This is a genomic window from Cellulomonas sp. A375-1, assembly GCF_001040865.1.
In the GTDB taxonomy this organism is placed as follows: domain Bacteria; phylum Actinomycetota; class Actinomycetes; order Actinomycetales; family Cellulomonadaceae; genus Cellulomonas; species Cellulomonas gelida.
In genome coordinates this window covers 3,280-21,533 of record NZ_LFKW01000079.1, presented here as the reverse complement: position 1 = coordinate 21,533, position 18,254 = coordinate 3,280, and the positions used below count along the sequence as shown (strand labels likewise).

The 18,254-nt window shown below is 74.1% G+C and carries 15 protein-coding genes; 10 read left to right on the top strand and 5 right to left on the bottom strand.

Translation table 11 applies throughout. The features are described 5' to 3' along the window. Window positions 1–50 precede the first annotated feature (50 nt). On the top strand, window positions 51–2,087 hold the full coding sequence (locus CWIS_RS08845; protein WP_048342908.1) for a S9 family peptidase: 2,037 nt from the start codon (window positions 51–53) through the stop codon (window positions 2,085–2,087). A gap of 78 nt (window positions 2,088–2,165) precedes the next feature. Beyond that, window positions 2,166–2,354 carry a DUF5302 domain-containing protein gene (locus CWIS_RS08840; RefSeq protein ID WP_048342907.1) on the top strand — a complete coding sequence of 63 codons (189 nt, stop codon included), beginning with the start codon at window positions 2,166–2,168 and terminating at the stop codon, window positions 2,352–2,354. A 160-nt stretch (window positions 2,355–2,514) separates the two neighbouring features. On the opposite strand, the gene serA is transcribed toward CWIS_RS08840, so the two are convergent. Together serA and CWIS_RS08830 are read right to left on the bottom strand one after the other, a co-directional pair. Beyond that, window positions 2,515–3,714: a phosphoglycerate dehydrogenase gene (gene serA, locus CWIS_RS08835; protein WP_048342906.1), complete on the bottom strand. Its 1,200-nt coding sequence runs from the start codon at window positions 3,712–3,714 to the stop codon at window positions 2,515–2,517. Window positions 3,715–3,832: 118 nt separating this feature from the next. Next, complete coding sequence (locus CWIS_RS08830) at window positions 3,833–6,127, bottom strand: AAA family ATPase (protein WP_082156337.1); 2,295 nt, start codon at window positions 6,125–6,127, stop codon at window positions 3,833–3,835. A gap of 141 nt (window positions 6,128–6,268) precedes the next feature. On the opposite strand from CWIS_RS08830, the gene CWIS_RS08825 reads away from it, so the two are divergent. The 5 genes from CWIS_RS08825 to CWIS_RS08805 all read left to right on the top strand — a co-directional run bounded on the left by CWIS_RS08825 (window position 6,269) and on the right by CWIS_RS08805 (window position 11,038). After that, on the top strand, window positions 6,269–7,459 hold the full coding sequence (locus CWIS_RS08825; RefSeq protein ID WP_048342904.1) for a PP2C family protein-serine/threonine phosphatase: 1,191 nt from the start codon (window positions 6,269–6,271) through the stop codon (window positions 7,457–7,459). Beyond that, window positions 7,456–9,087, top strand: a complete 1,632-nt coding sequence (locus tag CWIS_RS08820) for an ATP-binding protein (protein WP_082156342.1) — start codon at window positions 7,456–7,458, stop codon at window positions 9,085–9,087. Before CWIS_RS08825 ends, CWIS_RS08820 begins: the two co-directional genes overlap by 4 nt. Next, window positions 9,087–9,527, top strand: a complete 441-nt coding sequence (locus CWIS_RS08815) for a response regulator (protein ID WP_048342903.1) — start codon at window positions 9,087–9,089, stop codon at window positions 9,525–9,527. The genes CWIS_RS08820 and CWIS_RS08815 overlap by 1 nt, the downstream gene beginning before the upstream one ends. Window positions 9,528–9,604: 77 nt before the next feature. Beyond that, the gene (locus CWIS_RS08810; protein ID WP_048342932.1) at window positions 9,605–10,543 is read left to right on the top strand and encodes a proteasome assembly chaperone family protein; all 939 of its coding nucleotides are present in this window, start codon (window positions 9,605–9,607) and stop codon (window positions 10,541–10,543) included. A 291-nt stretch (window positions 10,544–10,834) separates the two neighbouring features. Beyond that, window positions 10,835–11,038 carry a cold-shock protein gene (locus tag CWIS_RS08805; RefSeq protein ID WP_048342902.1) on the top strand — a complete coding sequence of 68 codons (204 nt, stop codon included), beginning with the start codon at window positions 10,835–10,837 and terminating at the stop codon, window positions 11,036–11,038. A 139-nt stretch (window positions 11,039–11,177) separates the two neighbouring features. Here the strand turns inward: CWIS_RS08805 and CWIS_RS08800 are convergent, their stop codons facing one another. After that, window positions 11,178–12,089, bottom strand: a complete 912-nt coding sequence (locus tag CWIS_RS08800; protein ID WP_053071637.1) for a spermidine synthase — start codon at window positions 12,087–12,089, stop codon at window positions 11,178–11,180. A 173-nt stretch (window positions 12,090–12,262) separates the two neighbouring features. Between CWIS_RS08800 and CWIS_RS08795 the strand changes: the two genes are divergently transcribed. Genes CWIS_RS08795 through CWIS_RS08785 form a run of 3 tightly spaced genes read left to right on the top strand, consistent with a single transcriptional unit; the run spans window position 12,263 to window position 14,429 of the window. Further along, a complete protein-coding gene (locus CWIS_RS08795; protein ID WP_048342901.1) occupies window positions 12,263–12,703 on the top strand; it encodes an SAV_6107 family HEPN domain-containing protein in 441 nt (146 codons plus the stop codon). Continuing rightward, the gene (dinB, locus tag CWIS_RS08790) at window positions 12,700–13,983 is read left to right on the top strand and encodes a DNA polymerase IV (RefSeq protein WP_048342900.1); all 1,284 of its coding nucleotides are present in this window, start codon (window positions 12,700–12,702) and stop codon (window positions 13,981–13,983) included. Before CWIS_RS08795 ends, dinB begins: the two co-directional genes overlap by 4 nt. Window positions 13,984–14,021: 38 nt before the next feature. After that, the gene (locus CWIS_RS08785) at window positions 14,022–14,429 is read left to right on the top strand and encodes a DUF3040 domain-containing protein (protein WP_048342899.1); all 408 of its coding nucleotides are present in this window, start codon (window positions 14,022–14,024) and stop codon (window positions 14,427–14,429) included. A gap of 174 nt (window positions 14,430–14,603) precedes the next feature. Here CWIS_RS08785 and CWIS_RS08780 read toward each other — a convergent pair whose 3' ends face one another. Both CWIS_RS08780 and CWIS_RS08775 read right to left on the bottom strand, forming a co-directional pair. Next, on the bottom strand, window positions 14,604–16,952 hold the full coding sequence (locus CWIS_RS08780) for a transglutaminase domain-containing protein (RefSeq protein WP_048342898.1): 2,349 nt from the start codon (window positions 16,950–16,952) through the stop codon (window positions 14,604–14,606). After that, window positions 16,949–18,254: DUF58 domain-containing protein (locus tag CWIS_RS08775; protein ID WP_231583741.1), on the bottom strand; the 1,306-nt coding region annotated here is incomplete at its 5' end. The genes CWIS_RS08775 and CWIS_RS08780, both read right to left, overlap by 4 nt.

The following is an 18,254-nucleotide window of genomic DNA, read 5'->3' as shown; positions in this document are numbered from 1 at the left end:
CGGCCCTGCCGGTCACGGGATGTAGCCCGTCGGCGGGTTAACGTCGAGTCATGCTCCCCGCTGACGTCTTCCTGCTGCGCGCCCCCGGCGCACCCGCCCTGCTGCCCGACGGCTCCGCCGCGATCGTCGCCGTGACCAGGCCCGACGCTGAGTCGGACCAGTACCGCGGCGGCTTGTGGCTCGTCCCGACCGACGGCTCAGCGGCCCGGCAGCTCACGCGCGGCCACGCGGACAGCGACCCCGACGTCTCGCCCGACGGCCGCTGGGTCGTGTTCGTCCGGGGCGGCGGCACGGCCAGGCCGCAGCTGCACCTCGTGGAGACCGCCGGCGGCGAGCCCTTCGCGCTGACGTCGGCGCCGCTGGGGGCCGCGCAGCCGCGGTTCTCGCCCGACGGCCGACGGGTCGCGTACGTCTCACGCGTCCCGCAGGAGGGGCGCTACCTGCCGGACGGCGACCCGGCCGCCGAGCGCCCTCGCCTCGTCACCGAGCTGCGGCACCGCTCCGACGGGCTCGGGTACACGCGTGACCGCACCCGCCAGCTGTTCGTCGTCGAGGTGCCGCAGGCTGCGGCGGACGCCGTCGCGGTGCCGCCGTCGTTCCGCCTCACGGATGCCGACAACGACGTCGACGCCCCGCGCTGGTTCCCCGACGGCACCGCGATCGTGGCCGTCCTGGCGCGCCACGCGCAGCGCGAGCAGGATCTGCGGCGTGACGCCGTCGCGATCGCTGTGCCGTCTGAGCTCTCGGGCGACGAGGGCGCGGCGCCGATCGTGCCGATCACGGACGCCGACGCCGGTTCGACGCTCGCGGTGTCCCGCGTGCTGGTGTCGTCGCATGGGCGCCGCGCGTGGCTCCTGGCTGACGACCAGGGGGAATCGGGGCGCGACTTCGTGGCTGCGCTGACGGGGCTGTTCGAGGTCCGGCTCGACGCGACGGGTCGCGCGGCGGGGCCGGCGCGGCGGTTGACGGACGCCGACGAGGTCGAGCTCGACCCGGCGGTGCTGCTCGAGGTCGGCACGGCGGACGGCGGAGCGGACGGTGGGGCAGTCGTCGTCGCTCCGGCGCGCTCGGGCGCAGTCCACCTGAGCCGCGTCGACCAGGACGGCGCGCTGCACGACCTGCTGACCGGTCCGGTCGTCGTGACCGGCGCCGCGGCCGCGAGCGGCTTGCTCGTGGCCGTCCGTGCGACGCCGCTGAGCGCGGGCGACGTCGTCGTCGTCACGGGTGGCGGCGAGCGCGTGCTCACCGACCTGTCCGCGGAGCTGCGCGCGACCGGCCGTGTCCGCGAGCCGCGGGCCCTGGTGGCGCACGCGCCCGACGGCTACCGCGTCGAGGGCTGGGTGACCACGCCTGACCCCGACCGTCACGGCCCGGGCCCGTACCCGACGATCCTCATGATCCACGGCGGGCCGTTCGCGCAGTACACGCACGCGCTGTTCGACGAGGTGCAGGTGCTCGCCGAGGCGGGCTACGCGGTGGTGCACGGCAACCCGCGCGGCTCGTCGGGCCGCGGTCGTGCGCACGGCCGCGCCATCCGGCGCGGGTTCGGCACGGTCGACACCGACGACGTGCTCGCGCTGCTGGACGAGGCGCTCACCGACCCGCGCCTCGACGCGACGCGCACGGGTGTCATGGGTGGGTCGTACGGCGGCTACCTGACGGCGTGGCTGACGACGCGCACGGATCGGTTCGCCGCGGCGATCGTCGAGCGCGGCTTCCTCGACCCGATCAGCTTCGTCGGGTCGAGCGACATCGGCTGGTTCTTCGGGCTCGAGTACCTCGGTGAGCCGCAGACCGAGCACGCGCAGGTCGCCGCGCAGTCGCCCATGGCCCGTGTGGACGCGGTGCGCACCCCGACGTTCGTCATCCACTCGGAGCAGGACTGGCGGTGCCCGGTCGAGCAGGGTCAGCGGTGGTTCGTCGAGCTCAAGCGCCGTGGCGTGGCCACCGAGCTCCTGCTGTTCCCGGGCGAAGGGCACGAGCTGACCCGGTCGGGCCGACCGCAGCACCGCGTCGAGCGGTTCGACCACGTGCTGCGCTGGTGGCGCCGCTGGCTCCCGGTGGAGCAGGCGGTCGCCATGCGCTGACGCCAAGGGGTGGATTGAGGTGGCACGCGCGCCGCGCGTCGGCCACGCTGGGGTCTCGACGAAGTACAGGAGGAGCCGATGGCGCACGACGACACGAAGCCTGCGGTGAGCGAGGACGCGAAGGCGAAGTTCCGCGAGGCGCTCGAGCGCAAGAAGAGCTCGCAGCACCGCACGGCCGACGCGCAGGCGAACACCGGGACGGTGCACGGCTCGGAGACGAACGGCCCTGGGCAGCGGCGCTTCCAGCGCAAGTCCGGTTCGTCCTGACGGACCGCTGACTGCTGCGCCCCGAGGCGCGGACGGACGAAGGCCCCGACCGGAGACGGTCGGGGCCTTCGACGTGAATGGTCTTCGATGTGCAGTGCCTTCGACGAGCAGTGCCTTCGACGTGCAGTGCCTTCGACGTGCGCGGGCCCGGCCGCGGCGCTCAGGAGAGCAGGCGGACCCGGATCGCCTCGGGCTGGGCGGCGAGCGCGTCGACGAGCGCGTCCTCGACGGGCGAACCCGCGTCGGTCACCACGTAACCGAGCTCGCCGCGCGTCGCGAGGAGCTGGCCCTCGATGTTCACGCCGTGCTCGGCCAGCGTCGCGTTGACGGTGGCCAGCACGCCGGGGACGTTGCGGTGCAGGTAGGCGAGGCGGTGCACGCCCGGGGGTTGGTCCAGCGCGACGTTCGGCAGATTGACCGACAGCGTCGTGGAGCCCGTGGCCAGGTAGTCGCGCACCTTGTTCGCGACGAACTGACCGATCGCCTCCTGGGCCTCCTCGGTCGAGCCGCCGGTGTGCGGCGTGAGGATGACGTTGGGCAGACCCCGCAGCTCGGACTCGAACGGGTCGCCCTTGCGCTTGGGCTCCTCGGGGAAGACGTCGATCGCCGCGCCGGCCAGGTGGCCCGAGACGATCCCGTCGCGCACCGCCGCCGGGTCGACGACGAAGCCTCGCGACAGGTTCAGCAGGATCGAGCCCGGCTTCATCCGCGCGATCTGGGGGGCGCCGAAGAAGCCCGCGTTGCCGGGTCGGCCGTCGACGTGCAGCGTGACGACGTCGGCGGTCTCGAGCAACTCGTCGAGCGTCGCGGCGCGACGCGCGTTGCCGAGCGAGAGCTTCTCGGCGGCGTCGTAGAAGACGACCGACATGCCGAGATTCTCCGCGAGCACCGACAGCTGGGTGCCGATGTTGCCGTAGCCGATGATGCCGAGGGTCCGGCCGCGGACCTCGTGCGCGCCGGTCGCGGACTTGTTCCAGACGCCGTCGTGCATCTCCTTGTCGAACACCGTGAGGCGCCGGGTCAGGGAGATGATGTCGGCGATCGCGATCTCCACCACGGAACGGGTGTTGGAGAACGGCGCGTTGAACGTCGCGACGCCGAGCGAGGCAGCGGCACGCAGGTCGATCTGGTTGGTCCCGATGCAGAACGCGCCGATCGCGACGAGGTCGGGGGCGTGCGCGAGCACGTCCGCCGTGACCTGCGTCTTGGAGCGAATCCCGAGGAGCTCGACGCCGTCGAGGGCGTCGATCAGCTCGGACTCGTCCAGCGCGCCGGTCCGCGTGATGACGTCGAAGCCCGCGGCCTCGAGGATGGCGCGGGCGTGCGGGTGCAGGTTCTCGAGAAGAAGGGCCTTGGGCACGGGCCCATCGTGCGCCTGTCCGGGTGCTGGGCGCCGCGGTGTCCGACCTGCGGACACCGCGGCGGACGTCCCGACCGGCCAGGGCGCGTGGGGCGGCCGGTGACCACCCCGGGCCTGGTCAGTCGACCAGCCCGGCCGGGAGCTCGCGTGCGTGCAGGACGTGCAGCGTCCTCGTCGTCCGGGTCATCGCGACGTACAGGTCACCCGCCGAGCCCGCCAGGATCTCGCTCGGCTCGACGAGCACGACCTGGTCGAACTCGAGGCCCTTGGACTGCCGTGCCGTGAGCACGACGACGGGCGCGTCGAGGTCGAGCACGCCGTTCGTCGTGGGCGGCGTGCATCCCGCGGCCTCGATCGCGTCGCGCAGCTCGGGCACGCGTGACTCGACGGCGACCACGGCGACGCGCCCGGCGCCCGACTCGTCCTGCACCGCCCGCAGCGCGTCGACCGCGGTCGATGCCGCGGTCCGGACGAGCTGCTCGTCGTCCACCCGGGTCAGCTCGAGCGCGTCGGGCACCTCGCGCGCCGACGTCAGCGGCGAGCGCGAGAGCCCCGCGGCATCGGCCACGCGGCCCGCCGCGTCCGCGACCGACGCCGGGGTGCGGTAGTTCACCGTCAGGTCGGCCTGCCGCCACGTCCCGCGCAGCACCGGGTCGAGCATCGTGGCCCACTGGCGCGCACCCGCGGCCGACGACGTCTGCGCGACGTCCCCGACGATCGTGAGCGAACGCGTGGGCACGCGCCGCAGCAGCGCGCGCCACGCCATCGACGACAGCTCCTGCGCCTCGTCGACGACGACGTGACCGTACGTCCACGACCGGTCCGCCGCGGCCCGCTCCGCGGTGGTGAGCACCGGCCCGCCGGCCGAGAAGCGGTCCGCGAGGAGCTCGGCGGAGACGAACGCGCCCGCGCTGGTCTGCTCGAGCACCTGGCGCGCGTAGGAGACCTCGCGCTGCCGCGCCGCGGCCGCGGCCCGCGCTTGGGCCTTGGCGGCCTGGTCGTCCTCGCCGAGCAGCTCGGCGGCCTCGTCGAGCAGCGGGACGTCGGCCGGGGTCCACGGCGCGTCGGGGTCGCGCGCGAGCAGCGCCCTGTCGCCGGGGGAGAGCTGCGGCGCGGCCGACTCCAGGCGCGACGGCTTGGCGTACAGGTCCGCCACCAGCTTCTGGGGCGTGAGCGGCATCCAGGCGAGGTTGAGCGCGACCCGGATCTCGCGGGTCGAGCGGAGCTCCTCGAGGATCTCCGCACGCTCGTCGGCGGGGACCTCGAACGCGAGCTGGTCGACGTACTGCGACGCGAGGCGCGAGAGCATGTCGCGGACGAACGCGACGCGCGCCAGGTTGTGCGGGCGGTGCAGTCGGCGCGCGCGGGCGATCGCCTGCGCGACGTCGTTCGGCCGCACGACGACGGTGCGGCCGTCGATGCGCACGCTCGTCGGCTCGGCGGGCACCCGCTGGCGGTCGCTCACGGCGCGCGCGATCACGCGGGCCATGACGGCCCGGCCCTTGATCGCGGCGACGTGCTCCGGCTCGGTGCCGGTCGCCTCCACGCCAGGCACCAGGTCCGCGATCGTCGTCGTCACGACGCCCGTCTCGCCGAGCGACGGCAGGACCTGGTCGATGTAGCGCAGGAACGTGCGGGACGGCCCGACCAGGAGCACGCCCGAGCGCTCGAGCAGACGCCGGTGGGCGTACAGCAGGTAGGCCGCGCGGTGGAGCGCGACCGCGGTCTTGCCGGTTCCGGGCCCGCCCTGCACGACGAGCGCGCCGTTCAGCTCGGAGCGGATGATCGCGTCCTGCTCGGACTGGATGGTCGCGACGATGTCGCCCATCCGGCCGGTCCGGCCCGCGCGCAGCCCGGCGAGCAGTGCCCCCTCGCCGGACAGCCCGCTCAGCGCGTCGGGGTCGCCGTCGAGCAGGTCGAGGTCGAGCACCTCGTCCTCGACGCTCGTCACGGTCCGCCCGCGCGTGACGACGTGGCGGCGACGCTGGACCCCGTCGGGGTGCGCCGCGGTGGCCCGGTAGAACGCGCGTGCCGCGGGTGCCCGCCAGTCGGTCAGCAGCGGCGTCTGCTCCACGTCGGTCAGGCCGATGCGACCCACGTAGCGCCGCGCGCCGTCGTCGAGGTCGAGCCGACCGAAGACGAGCCGCTCCTCGACCGCCTCGAGCTGGGCCAGCCGGTCCTCGTAGAGCGTCGCGAACGCGTCGCGCTCGCTGCGGTTCTGGGGCGAGCCGGACGGGCCCTCGCGACGCACGGCCGCGAGCCGCGACCGGTTCTGCGCGCGCAGCTCGTCGAGGCGGCCGTAGACGACGTCGACCTGCTGCTGCTCGAGGGCGATCTCGTCGTCCGGGCTCGTCACGCGGGTGTCCTCCTGGAGAGAGCTCGTCGTGGGGCCACACGAGCGACCGTCCATCATTCCACCTCGTGCGGGTCGTCGCGACGCCCCGCCGTGTGACGCGAGGTGCCTGCGACCGCAATCCGACCGGCATCACGGCGCGATCACGCGACGACGGACGCATCCGCCCGTACGCTGCCTGGTGCCGAAGGAGGGCTGACCATGATCGACGTCGACGACGCGCGCCGCGCGCCGGGTCCCGACGTGCCCGCGACCCTCCGGCTTCTCGTCGTCGAGGACGACGAGGGGGACTGGATGCTGGCCTCCGAGCATCTCGCGGACTCCGGGCTCGACGCACGCCTCACCTGGGCGCGCACGCTCGACGAGGCGGCGCTGATGCTCGACGTCGACTGCGTGCTGCTGGACCTCGGGCTGCCCGACGCGTCGGGACTGCCGGCCCTGCGCCGACTGCTCGCGGCGGGCGCGCCACCCGTGATCGTGCTCACAGGACTCGCGGACTCGACCACGGGGCTCGCGGCCGTCGCGGCCGGCGCGCAGGACTACCTCGTCAAGAGCGACGTCGACGGCGAGCGGCTCGCGCGCTCGGTGCGGTACGCGATCGCGCGCCGCCAGCTCGAGCACGCGGACCGCGCGCTGTACCGCAGCCTCGTGCGCGAGCAGGAGACGACGCGGCTCGAGCAGGCGCTGCTGCCGCGTCCGGCCGTGAACGACCGGGCGCTCGAGCTGCTCGTCGGGTACCGCGCGGGGCGTGACGGCGTGCTGGGGGGCGACTTCTACGACGCGGTCGAGCGGCTCGACGGCACGGTGCTGGCGATCGTCGGTGACGTGTGCGGCCACGGGCCCGACGAGGCTGCGCTCGGAGCGACGCTGCGGACCGCGTGGCGCACGCTCGTGCTGGCGGGGGTCCCGACCGACGACCTGTTCGGCCTCCTGGAACGCGTGCTGGAGGCCGAGCGCCCCCGGGCGGAGATCTTCACGACCGTCGCGATGGTCGCCGTCGCGCCCGACCGACGGTCGGCCGACCTGTACCTCGCCGGGCACCCGGTGCCGCTCGTGCTCGGCACCCCGACGACACTCGCGAGCGCTGCACGGCGGGGCCGTGCCCTGGGCATCCCCGTGCCCGGCGGGTGGACACCGCTGCAGCTCGACCTGCCCGCGAGCTGGCGCCTGCTGCTGTACACCGACGGGCTCATGGAGGCCACCCTCGCGGACTCGACCGAACGGATCGGCAAGCCGGGGTTGCTCGCGGTCGTGGACGAGTCGCTCGCGGCCGAGGCGCTGGACCCCGGCGGTCCCGACGTCGTCGAGCGCGTGATCGAGGGCGTCCGGACGCTGCACGGCGGCGACCTCGTGGACGACGCGGCCGTGGTCGTGGTCGGGTGGCGCGCGTGAGCCCGGAGCCCGGCGCGAACGGGCGTGCCCTGCGGTGGCAGCTGCAGCGGTGGTTCGCGGTGGTCGGCGTGCTGCTCGTCCTCGTCGTGGCGTTCGCGACCGTCGCCTACGTCCAGCAGGTGCGCCGCCAGGACATCGTCACGCAGGACCTGTTCGACGCGATCAGCGCGACGGACGGCGCCTACATCGCGCTGATCGACGCCGAGTCGGCCGTGCGCGGCTACGCCCTCACGGGTGACCCCGCTGCGCTGCAGCTGTACGAGAGCGAGCGCGCCGCGGCGACCCCGTTCCTCGACGTCGCGGCCGCCGTGACGCGGGTGCGCTCGGACCCCGAGACGACGCGTGCGGCCGAGCGTGCGCACGAGCTCGCGACGGCCTGGTACGCGGACTACGCCGACCCGCTCGTCGCGCAGATCGAGGCGCGAGGCCCGCAGTCGGTGCGCCGCGCGCAGGTCGAGGACGGCAGTGCGCAGTTCGCCGACGTGCGCACGGCGGTCACGGCCTTCGTCGAGCAGCTCCGGGCGGTGCGCGCGGACGTCGCGGGCGAGCTCACGGCGTGGACGCGCGGCGCGAGCACGGTCGTCCTGCTGCTCGCCGCCGCGATCGTCCTGCTGGGTGGGGCGACGTGGATCGCGCTGCGACGGTGGGTGCTCGAGCCGATCGAGGCGGTCGGGGCGGATGTCCGCCTGGTGGCCGAAGGACAGCTGGCGCACCCCGTGACGGTGCGCGGCCCGGGGGAGGTCGCGACGCTCGCGCGCGACGTCGAGCACATGCGCACGACGCTCGTCCAGCAGGTCGCGAACGTCGAGGCCGCGCACGCGCAGGTCGAGCAGGCGCACGCCCAGCTCGCCGCGCAGGCCGAGGAGCTGCGGCGTTCGAACCGGGACCTCGAGCAGTTCGCATACGTCGCGTCGCACGACCTGCAGGAGCCGCTGCGCAAGGTCGCGAGCTTCACACAGCTCCTCCAGAAGCGCTACGGCGGACAGCTCGACGAGCGCGCCGACCAGTACATCCACTTCGCGGTCGACGGCGCCAAGCGCATGCAGCGGCTCATCCAGGACCTGCTCGGGTTCTCCCGCGTCGGGCGCGTCGGTCCCGAGGTCGTCGACGTCGACCTCGGGGACGCGCTGCGGACCGCGATCGAGCAGCAGTCCGAGGCGATCGAGGAGTCGGGCGCGTCGGTCTCGTACGACGACCTGCCGACCGTGGAGGGCGAGGAGGCGCTGCTCGTGCAGCTGTTCGCGAACCTCGTCGGCAACGCGGTCAAGTTCCACCGGCCGGACCAGCCGGCCCACGTGCATGTCACCGCGCGCACGACCGACGAGGGCGTCGAGCTCGCGTGCGAGGACGACGGCATCGGGATCGACCCGCAGTACGCCGAGCGGGTCTTCGTCATCTTCCAGCGGCTGCACGCCAAGGACGTGTACGACGGCACCGGGATCGGCCTGGCGCTGTGCAAGAAGATCGTCGAGTTCCACGGCGGGCGCATCTGGCTCGAGCAGCCCGCCTCGGGGGTCGGCACCCGTGTGTGCTGGACCCTGCCGACCTCGGGCGTCGCCACGCGCGACCCCGCACCCCCGACGACCGTCCCCGAGTCGCCGGCCACCGCCACGAACGGAGCACCGTGATGCCCGCAGCGCGCCAGACGATCGACGTCCTCCTCGTCGAGGACGACCCCGGTGACGTGCTCATGACGCGCGAGGCGTTCGAGCACAACAAGGTCAAGAACGCGCTGCACGTCGTCTCGGACGGGGTGAGCGCGCTCGAGTACCTGCGCAAGGAGGGCGAGTACGCGGACGCTCCCACGCCCGACCTGATCCTGCTCGACCTGAACCTGCCGCGCATGGACGGCCGTGAGGTCCTGCAGGCGCTCAAGGCCGACGACCGGCTGCGGTCGATCCCGGTCGTCGTGCTGACGACGTCCGAGTCCGAGGAGGACGTCGTGCGCTCCTACGCGCTGCACGCGAACGCCTACGTCACCAAGCCCGTCGACTTCGACGCGTTCATCACGATCGTGCGCCAGATCGACGAGTTCTTCGTCGAGGTCGTGCGGCTCCCGCGGCACTGAGCGGGCCGGCGGGAATCCACACCGCTCGCGGCGCGTTGTGCACGCCAGACGTCCGACCGAGACGACAGGGAGTGCGCGTGCTGGACCCCAGCGAGATCTACGAGGTGGACCCGGTGGCTGCGGCCGAGGTCAGGGCCCGGTCAGTGGCACAGGGCAGCGGACCGGTGCTCGTGCACGCGGTGCGCGGGTTCGTCGACGCCGGCAGCACGGGACAGCTCGCGGTCGAGCACCTGGTCGAGGAGCTCCCGCACACGCGCCTGGCGACGTTCGACGCCGACCAGCTGGTCGACTACCGCTCCCGGCGGCCAGCCATGACCTTCGACGCGACCGCCTGGACGCACTACGAGGAGCCGCAGCTCGTCGTCGACCTCGTGCGTGACGGCGAGGGTGTGCCCTTCCTGCTGCTGCACGGCGCGGAGCCGGACGTGCAGTGGGAGCGATACGTCGCGGCTGTCCGGCAGCTCGTCGAGCGGTTCGACGTCCCGCTGACCATCGGGCTGCACGGCATCCCGATGGGGCTGCCGCACACCCGTCCGGTCTCCGTGACGGCGCACGCCACGCGCGACGAGCTCGTCGCCGACCACAAGTCGTGGTTCGGCCAGGTCCAGGTGCCGGCGAGCGCATCGGCGCTGCTCGAGCTGCGCCTGGGCGAGGCCGGCCACGACGCGATGGGCTTCGCGGTGCACGTCCCGCACTACCTCGCGCAGTCGCAGTACCCGCAGGCCACGATCGCGGCTCTGCGGGCAGTCGAGCGCGCGACGGGGCTCGACCTGCGTACGGGCGAGCTCGAGTCGGCCGCGACCGACGCGACGCTCGAGATCGAGCGGCAGGTCTCGCAGTCCGACGAGGTGCGGTCGCTCGTGACCGCGCTCGAGGAGCAGTACGACGCGTTCAGCCGCAACCTCGGCAGCACGAGCCTGCTCGCGCAGGCCACGGACCTGCCGACGGCCGACGAGCTGGGCGCCGAGTTCGAGCGCTTCCTGGCCCAGCAGGGCGACGACCCCGCCGGGCCCTGACCCGTCCCGCGTCACCCGTCCGGCCCACGCGCGGTCCGGTGTTTACCCAATCGTTGTCGAAATCTGGTCGAACGGGCGCCGGGAGGCGTGGCGCACGACACATCGGCGATGCAAAGATCGCTGACGTTGCAGTGGCGTGATCGCTTGACCGGTGCCGTCGCTCCCGGTTCTCCCGGGCGGCAGTCCCACCAGCCCTTGGCTGGCCCACCCGGTGCAGGACGTGAGGCATTGCGGCACGGACGCGGAGCAGTTCCGCGGCCGTCACCGAGTGGAACGACAAGGAAGCACGACATGGCGCAGGGTGCAGTCAAGTGGTTCAACGCTGAGAAGGGCTTCGGCTTCATCGCCCAGGACGGCGGCGGTGCCGACGTCTTCGTCCACTACTCCGCGATCGAGACGCAGGGTTACCGGACGCTCGAGGAGGGTCAGCGCGTGGAGTTCGAGATCACGCAGGGCCAGAAGGGTCCGCAGGCGGAGCACGTCCGCCCGGTCTGACCTCGGGCGCTCGACGTCGAGCGTCGTACGAGTCCGCGAGGGGGCCGACCCGTCAGGGTCGGCCCCCTCGTCGTCCCCGCGCGCGAGTCGTCCCATCCGCCGTGCCCGTGCCCCCGGGCGCGCTCGTGCGTGGACGCGGTCAGCTCGGGTCGGGCGGCGGGTCCCGCAGGACCGGGGCTGCGCCGACGAGGGTCGTGAGGTCGTCTCCGCGCAGCAGGCGGGCCGGTGCCGGCAGGCTGCGGACCGCGCGCGCGAGGCCCGCGACCGCGAGCAGCTGGGGGTCGTCGGTGGCGGCGAGCACGACGTTGCCGTAGCCACGTCCGCGCAGCAGCGCGGGCTCGGCGATCGCGACGACGTCGGTGAGCACGTCCGCGAGCGTGGCCGCCTCGCTGCGGGCACGCACGAGCCCCGCGCCATCGGCGCAGTTGACGAGGTAGAGGCCGCCGGGCCGCAGCACCCGGGCGACGTCGCGCACCATCTCGACGGTCGTGACGTGCGACGGCGTGGAGTCCCCGGCGAACACGTCGCGCACGACGACGTCCGCGGAGGCGGCGGGGAGCAGGGCGAGCTGGGCGCGTGCGTCGCCGGCCCGGATCCGCAGCGCGGGGGAGCGCGGCAGCGCGAACCAGGTGCGCACGAGCTCGGGCAGCCGGGCGTCGAGCTCGATCGCGATCTGGCGCGAGCCGGGCCGGACGTGGTCGATCGCGCGCGCGAGCGCGCACCCCGCCGCCCCGAGGTGCACGACGTCGAGCGCGTCGCCGGGGCGCAGCACGTCGACGACCAGCGCCATCTGCTGCATGTACTCGAACGCGAGGACGCCGGGGTCCTCGAGGTCGAGGTAGGAGCTGGGCACGCCGTTGACCAGCACCGTGGCGCCCGAGGAGTGGTCGGGGTCGGGGACGACCTCGACCGTGCCCGTGGGGATCGTGACCGGACCGGACGGCCACGCCGCGCGGAGCGTGCGGACGTCGGACCGGGAGCCCGGGCGTCCGCCGGAGCCGGGGGATGTGGGTGGTCGGTGAGAGCCTTGGCGTCGTCCACGGTCGGGCATGCGTCGACCCTAAGGCTCGCCCGGGGGCTCCTCGTCCCGGCGGTTGCGGGCCGGGAGCGCTTGACGCGGATCGAACAGACGTTCGATACTGGCGAGACGCGAATGCGGGACACGGACTCAGGACACGGGACTCACCGGCGACGGGCCGGACGGCGCGAGGCGGAGGTGGCGAGATGGTGGCAGTGGTGCACGCGGGCCGCGCTCAGGAGCTGCTGGCGCGCGCCGATGCGGAGCTGCTCGCCGCCCAGTACTCCGCGGAGCCGTGGGAGAGGTTCGGGCACGCCCACCTGGCCGGTCTGCGGGCCGGTGCGGCGGTGGTCGCGCGCCGTGGCACCCCCACCGGCCGGGGCGCGCCGCGCACGGTCTGGGGGATGCTCACCCAGGTGGCACCCGAGCTCGAGCGTCTCGCGCGGTTCTTCGCCGACGGCGCCGCGCTGCGTTCGGCGATCGACGCGGGCCGGTTCGACCAGGTCGACGAGGACCGTGCCGAGCGCACGCTCTGCGCCGCCGAGGACCTGGTGGACGCCGCGCGCGAGCTCGTCCACGAGCTCGACGCGCAGGACGCCGCCGAGCGTGGCGCCGCCCCGCGCATGCTCTCGGTGCGTGCCTCATGAGCAGGGCGCCCCGCGCGGCGCAGGTGCGCCGGAGCTGGGGGTCCAGCGAGGACGGCTGCTCGATCCTGCACGTGGACATGGACGCGTTCTTCGCGTCCGTCGAGCTCGCGCGACGGCCGCAGCTGCGCGGGCTGCCGGTGATCGTGGGTGGCGCAGCGCGCGGCGTCGTGCTCGCGGCGACCTATGAGGCCCGCGCGTTCGGGGTGCACTCGGCGATGCCCATGGCCGCCGCGATGCGCCTGTGCCCGCAGGCCGTCGTGGTACCGCCCGACCACAGCGCCTACCACGAGGTCTCGGTCGGCGTCATGGAGGTGCTCTCCGACGTGACGGCACTGGTGGAGCAGGTGAGCGTCGACGAGGCGTTCCTCGACGTCGCGGGGGCCAGACGACGGCTCGGGCCCCCGACACAGATCGCCGAGGCCATCAGACGGGTCGTGCGCGAGCGTTACGAGATCACGTGCTCGGTCGGCATCGCGTCGACCAAGTTCGTCGCGAAGATCGCGTCGGGCAACGCCAAGCCGGACGGGGTGCTGCTGGTGCCCAAGGCCGCGACGGTGGAGTTTCTCCGTGCCCTGCCCGTCGGGGCCCTGTGGGGCGTCGGCGAACGCACCGAGGTGGCGCTCGGCCGGTGGGGGATCACGACCGTGGCCGAGCTCGCGGACAGTGACGTGACGACCGTGCAGCGCGCTGTGGGCAAGGTCGCGGGTGCGCACCTGCACGACCTCGCGTGGGGTCGGGACCCACGGCCCGTCAGCCCGGGGCGCGAGGAGAAGTCGATCGGCGCGGAGGAGACGTTCGTCACGGACGAGCACGACCTCGGCGTCGTCCAGGCCAAGGCCCTGGAGCTCGCCGACCGGTGCGCGCGCCGGCTCCGGCAACGCTCGCTGGTTGCCCGGACGGTCACGGTCAAGGTCCGTACGGCGGACTTCAAGACCCTCACGCGCTCGCGGACCCTGGCCACCCCGACGGACGTCGGGCGGGAGATCTACCTGGCGTCGCGCGCGCTGCTGGCGGGCGTGGACCTGGGGGGACTGCCGGTCCGGCTCGTCGGCGTGCGGGTCGAGATGCTGTCGCCCGTGTCCGCCGCCGTCCGCCAGCCGACGTTCGCGGAGGTCGACGACCAGGTGGACGGCACGGACGGTGCGCACCGGGAGGCCGAGCGCGCCATGGACCAGGTCCGGGACAAGTTCGGAGCCCGCGCGATCCGGTCTGCCGCCGCGATCCCGGCGCCGTCGTCGGCCCGCCCGACTACCACCTTCCAGGTGGCGGATCTATCCTGATGCCGACACGTTCATCGACATGACCATCGGGGGTCGGGATGCCTCTCTCTGAGTACGAGCAGCGCGTCCTGGAGCAGATGGAGCGCCAGCTCGCGACTGACGATCCGCGCCTGGCGAACACGCTCACGCAGCGTGGCCGTCGCGCTGTCGGGCGCTATGTCGTGGCCGGGATCGGTGCGGCCGTCGGCCTGTTGCTGCTCGTGATCGGAGCCGCGGGCAGTCTTCCGCTGCTCGGCGTCGTGGGCTTCATCGTGATGTTCGCCGCGGTCGCCTACGCGTTCGCGCGGCCGCACCGCCAGTCCGGGCCGACCGGCGTCGTCACCGAGGACGGCGGTGTGCGCAAGCACGGCGGTCAGAAGTCCTCCCGTGGCCGGGCCAAGGGCCAGAGCTTCATGTCACGCATGGAGGAGCGCTGGGACCGCCGTCGCGGCGAGGGCGGTCTCTGACCCCCGGACCCCGCGCGGCGTCGCCCGTGGTCCGGTCGTCTCACTGACTGGTCCTGCCGGCCGGTCGGCATCTCACCCACGCCGTCCGTGGTGGGGTGAACTTCGTCATGATGCGCCGTGCGAGCGGCATACCCGGTGCGGGTGCACCGGGCGCGAGCGACGGCGACCGACGCCTCAGCGTCGCGCGGTCTGACCGGTGCGGCTGACCCTCGCCCGCACCGCGCGCACAGCCTGGGTGAGTCGACTCGTGCGGGCCACGCCCGCGCCGCGCGCACCGGCGACCACCTGGTCGGCCCAGCGCACGGTCGCGCCGGGCTCGGGTGCCACGGGTTGCCGCGCATAGCGCTCCTGCTCGACCGCGCGTGCGAGCGAGCGCAGCGCCTCGACGGACGCGTCGTCGAGTGCACCCCCACCCGCGCGCTCGACCTGCCGCACGACGACAGGCACGGCGGCGCGAGGGGTCGTCGCCGCCGTCCACCGGACACCGAGCCGTGCGAGGCCACGGCGCAGCCGTGCCCACGCCTGCTCGGGCGTCAGGTCGGCGAGCACGCGCGCGCGACGACGCGCGAGGACGGTCACGACGAGCGCCGCCAGCAGCAGCACCACGGCCACGGTGATCGCGACCGGGATCCATGTCGAGCGCTCGGTGGTGGTCACGGTGCCCTGCCCGCCCGTCGCCGGGGCGGTGCTGCCGGTCTGCGGGCCGGCCGTCGGGATCGCCTCGTCGCTCGGGAAGGGGCCTCCGCCGGCGTTGGCGAACGGGTCGCTCCACGGCGGCGGCGCGCCGGTCTGCACGGCGGGAGTCGGCTCGAAGCGCGTCCAGCCGAAGCCCTCGAAGTAGATCTCGGGCCACGCGTGCGACTGCTGGCCCGTGATGACGTAGGAGTCGCCGTCGGCCGCGCCGGGCAGGAAGCCGACCGCGACGCGCGCGGGCAGGCCCAGGGAGCGCGCCATGACCGTCATGGCGGTCGCGAACTGCACGCAGTAGCCCTGACGTGACTCGAGGAAGTCCCAGACGGGGTCGTCGGTGCGGGCGGGGGCGACGCGGGTGTCGTAGGTGAAGTTCGCGGCCGAGCGCAGGTAGGTCTGCAGCGCGAGCGCGCGCTCGTACGGCGTGCCCGCATCGGCCTCGTCGGCCACCTGGTTCGCGAGCGCGCGGATGTCGTCGGCGTGCGAGCTCGCGGGCACCTCGAGCGCCCGCGGGTCACCGGGGTCGCCCACCGCGGCGTTCTCGAGGTCGTCTGCCGTCAGGGAGGGGATCTCGACGACCATCGAGAACTGCATGCCCTCGAACGTCTTCTCGGCCCCGTCGACCTGGTCACGTGGCACGTCGTACGTCCAGTCGCCCTCGATGGCGAGCGTGCGCGGGAACGTCGGGATCGGGAGCTGCCGGTCCTCGAGCGCTCCGACCTCGGCGTCGACGATCGCGAGCGTGCCGCGTGCGGCGTCGGGGGCTGTGCCCAGCAGGTCGGGGTCCGGGGTGAGCAGGCCCTCGAGGTCGCGCACGGGGACGGTGCTGTCGGACGCCGAGTCGGCGTGCCACGACCGGCCGTCGAAGGACAGCAGCGTGAACGCGCGCAGCGGGCCGACCGAGTTCGCGTTGACGGGGCGTGCCGCGCTCGCGGTGGCCGTCGGAGTCGGTGCGGCCGAGTCGTCCTGCTCGTCGGCCTGGTCCTGCGCGACCTCGTCGGGGCTGCGCACCTGGTAGCGCAGGACGGCGCGGTCGGTGCGTCCGCCGAGGCTCTCGCGCACGTCGAGGTCCGAGGTCAGGTCGACGGGCCCGCCGCCACCGGAGCCGAACCGCGGCAGCCCCCACGACGACCAGCCGGGCAGCCCGGCCAGTGCGGGACCCGCGACGAGCGCGACGACGAGCACGCACGCGGCGGACAGCCCGGCGAGGCTCGCGCGCCGCGCGTCGTCGTCGCGGGTGCCGCGGGGCGCGACGCTCAGGGCGAGCAGAAGCAGGTAGAGCAGGCCGGTCCAGAACAGGGCGGAGCCGCGCGCAGGGAAGCCGAGCACGATCGTCGGCGTCCACATCGAGGCGAAGGCGACGCCCGCCAGCGCGGGCATGCCGAGCCCGACGGCGAGCAGGTCCGCCGCCAGGAAGACGAGCAGCGCGCCGACCGCGAGCAGGAGCTCGAGGGGTCGGACGACGTCGACGGGCACGACCGCCACCTGGACGACGTGCAGCCCCTCTGACCACAGCGCGGTCGTGCGCTCCCACGACGAGAGGTCGGGGACCAGCTGGAGCCGGCCGGGCGGCTGGCCGTACCGCAGCACGACCGCGACGAACGCGACGACGAGCCCGACGACGCTCGGTACCCACACAGCGCGGGTGACTGCGCGCACCGCGACGACGCTCGCGGCGACCACGAGGACCATCGCGGTGACCGCACCCCGCCAGGGCACGGTGCCGAGCAGGTTCGTGAGCGCGTGCAGGGACGCCAGCGTCGCGAGGGCGCACAGCGTCGTGGCGAGCACGGCGCGCCACCCGCGCGGGGCCGTGACGTTGAGCGGGCTCATCGCGTGCTCCCGAGCAGTCGCAGCCAGCAGTCGACGAGCGGCTCGCCGGGCGTGGCCTCGCACGCGCGCCACCCGGCCCGCCGCAGCGCGGCGACCGTGTGCTCGGCGTCGCGCCGCTCGCCCGCGTGCTGCGGGTCGGTGCGCACGATCGCCCACCCCTGCGCGGTGTCGGCGACGTGGGCGAGCGCGCTGCGTGCTCCGGCGCCCAGCGGACCGAGCACGCCCAGGACGATCTCGCCGCCCGCCTCGGTGCTCTCGAGCAGGTGCGCGCCGCGCACGAGCCTGGCCTGCGCCTCGGTGCTGCCCCGGGGGGCTTCCAGGTCGACCGTGCGGTCGAGCAGCGCGGCCCGTGCGCCGTCGTGGCGCGTGTGGACGAACGGGACTCCCGTGAGGGTGCTGTGCTCGCTGACGCCGTCGAGCAGGCGGACGGGGTGACCCGCCTCGAGCATGGCCAGCGCGATCGACGCCGCGAGCGAGATGGTCCACTCGACGTGCGGGCCGCGGCTGGGCATGTCGAGCAGCACCGAGACCGGGCGCATGCCCGCACGCTCGTCGGACCGCACCAGGAGCTCGCCGCGCCGCGCGCTGCTGCGCCAGTGCACGCGGCGCAGGTCGTCGCCCTCGTGGTAGTCGCGCAGCGAGGCGTCGTCTGTCGACGGCGACCGCGCGCCCAGTGCCACGCGGTCGGGCTCGCCGATCAGCACGTCCGACGGCGTGGGGAGGGGGACGATCGTGGGCCAGACCGTCACCTCTGCCTGCTCGCCGAGCGTGGTGGTGCTCGCCACGGTGCCGAACAGGTCGGTCCGGGTCACGACGAGCGGGCCGAGCGGCCAGCGTCCGCGCCGTGCGGCCTCGACCCCGTAGGACACGAGGACGATGCCGGGCGAACGCTGCACGCGTGCCCGCAACGGGCGTCCCGCGGACAGCTCCGTGGCGGCCTGCTCCGCGAACTTCAGCCCGGCGAGCCTGGCGCGCCCGCTCGGGTCGCTCGACGTGATGCGGACCTCGACGCCGACCCGCTCACCCGCGTGGACGGGGTTGGGCAGGACGAGCCGCTGGACGGTGAGCGGACGGCGCGTGCCGCCCGCGTCCAGCCAGGCGACGACCCCCGCACTCGCGGCGACGACGACGAGGGCCAGCGCGCCGATCCGTACGACGTCGCGTGAGCCCATGCCGATGCCGACCAGGACGAGGGCCAGACCGGTCGCGGCGAGCGCCCAGCCCCGCAGAGTGGGCCGCAGCAGCATCAGATGGCGCGCCGCGCACTCGCGACGCCGGCGGTCGCGCTCGGGGCGTGGGTGG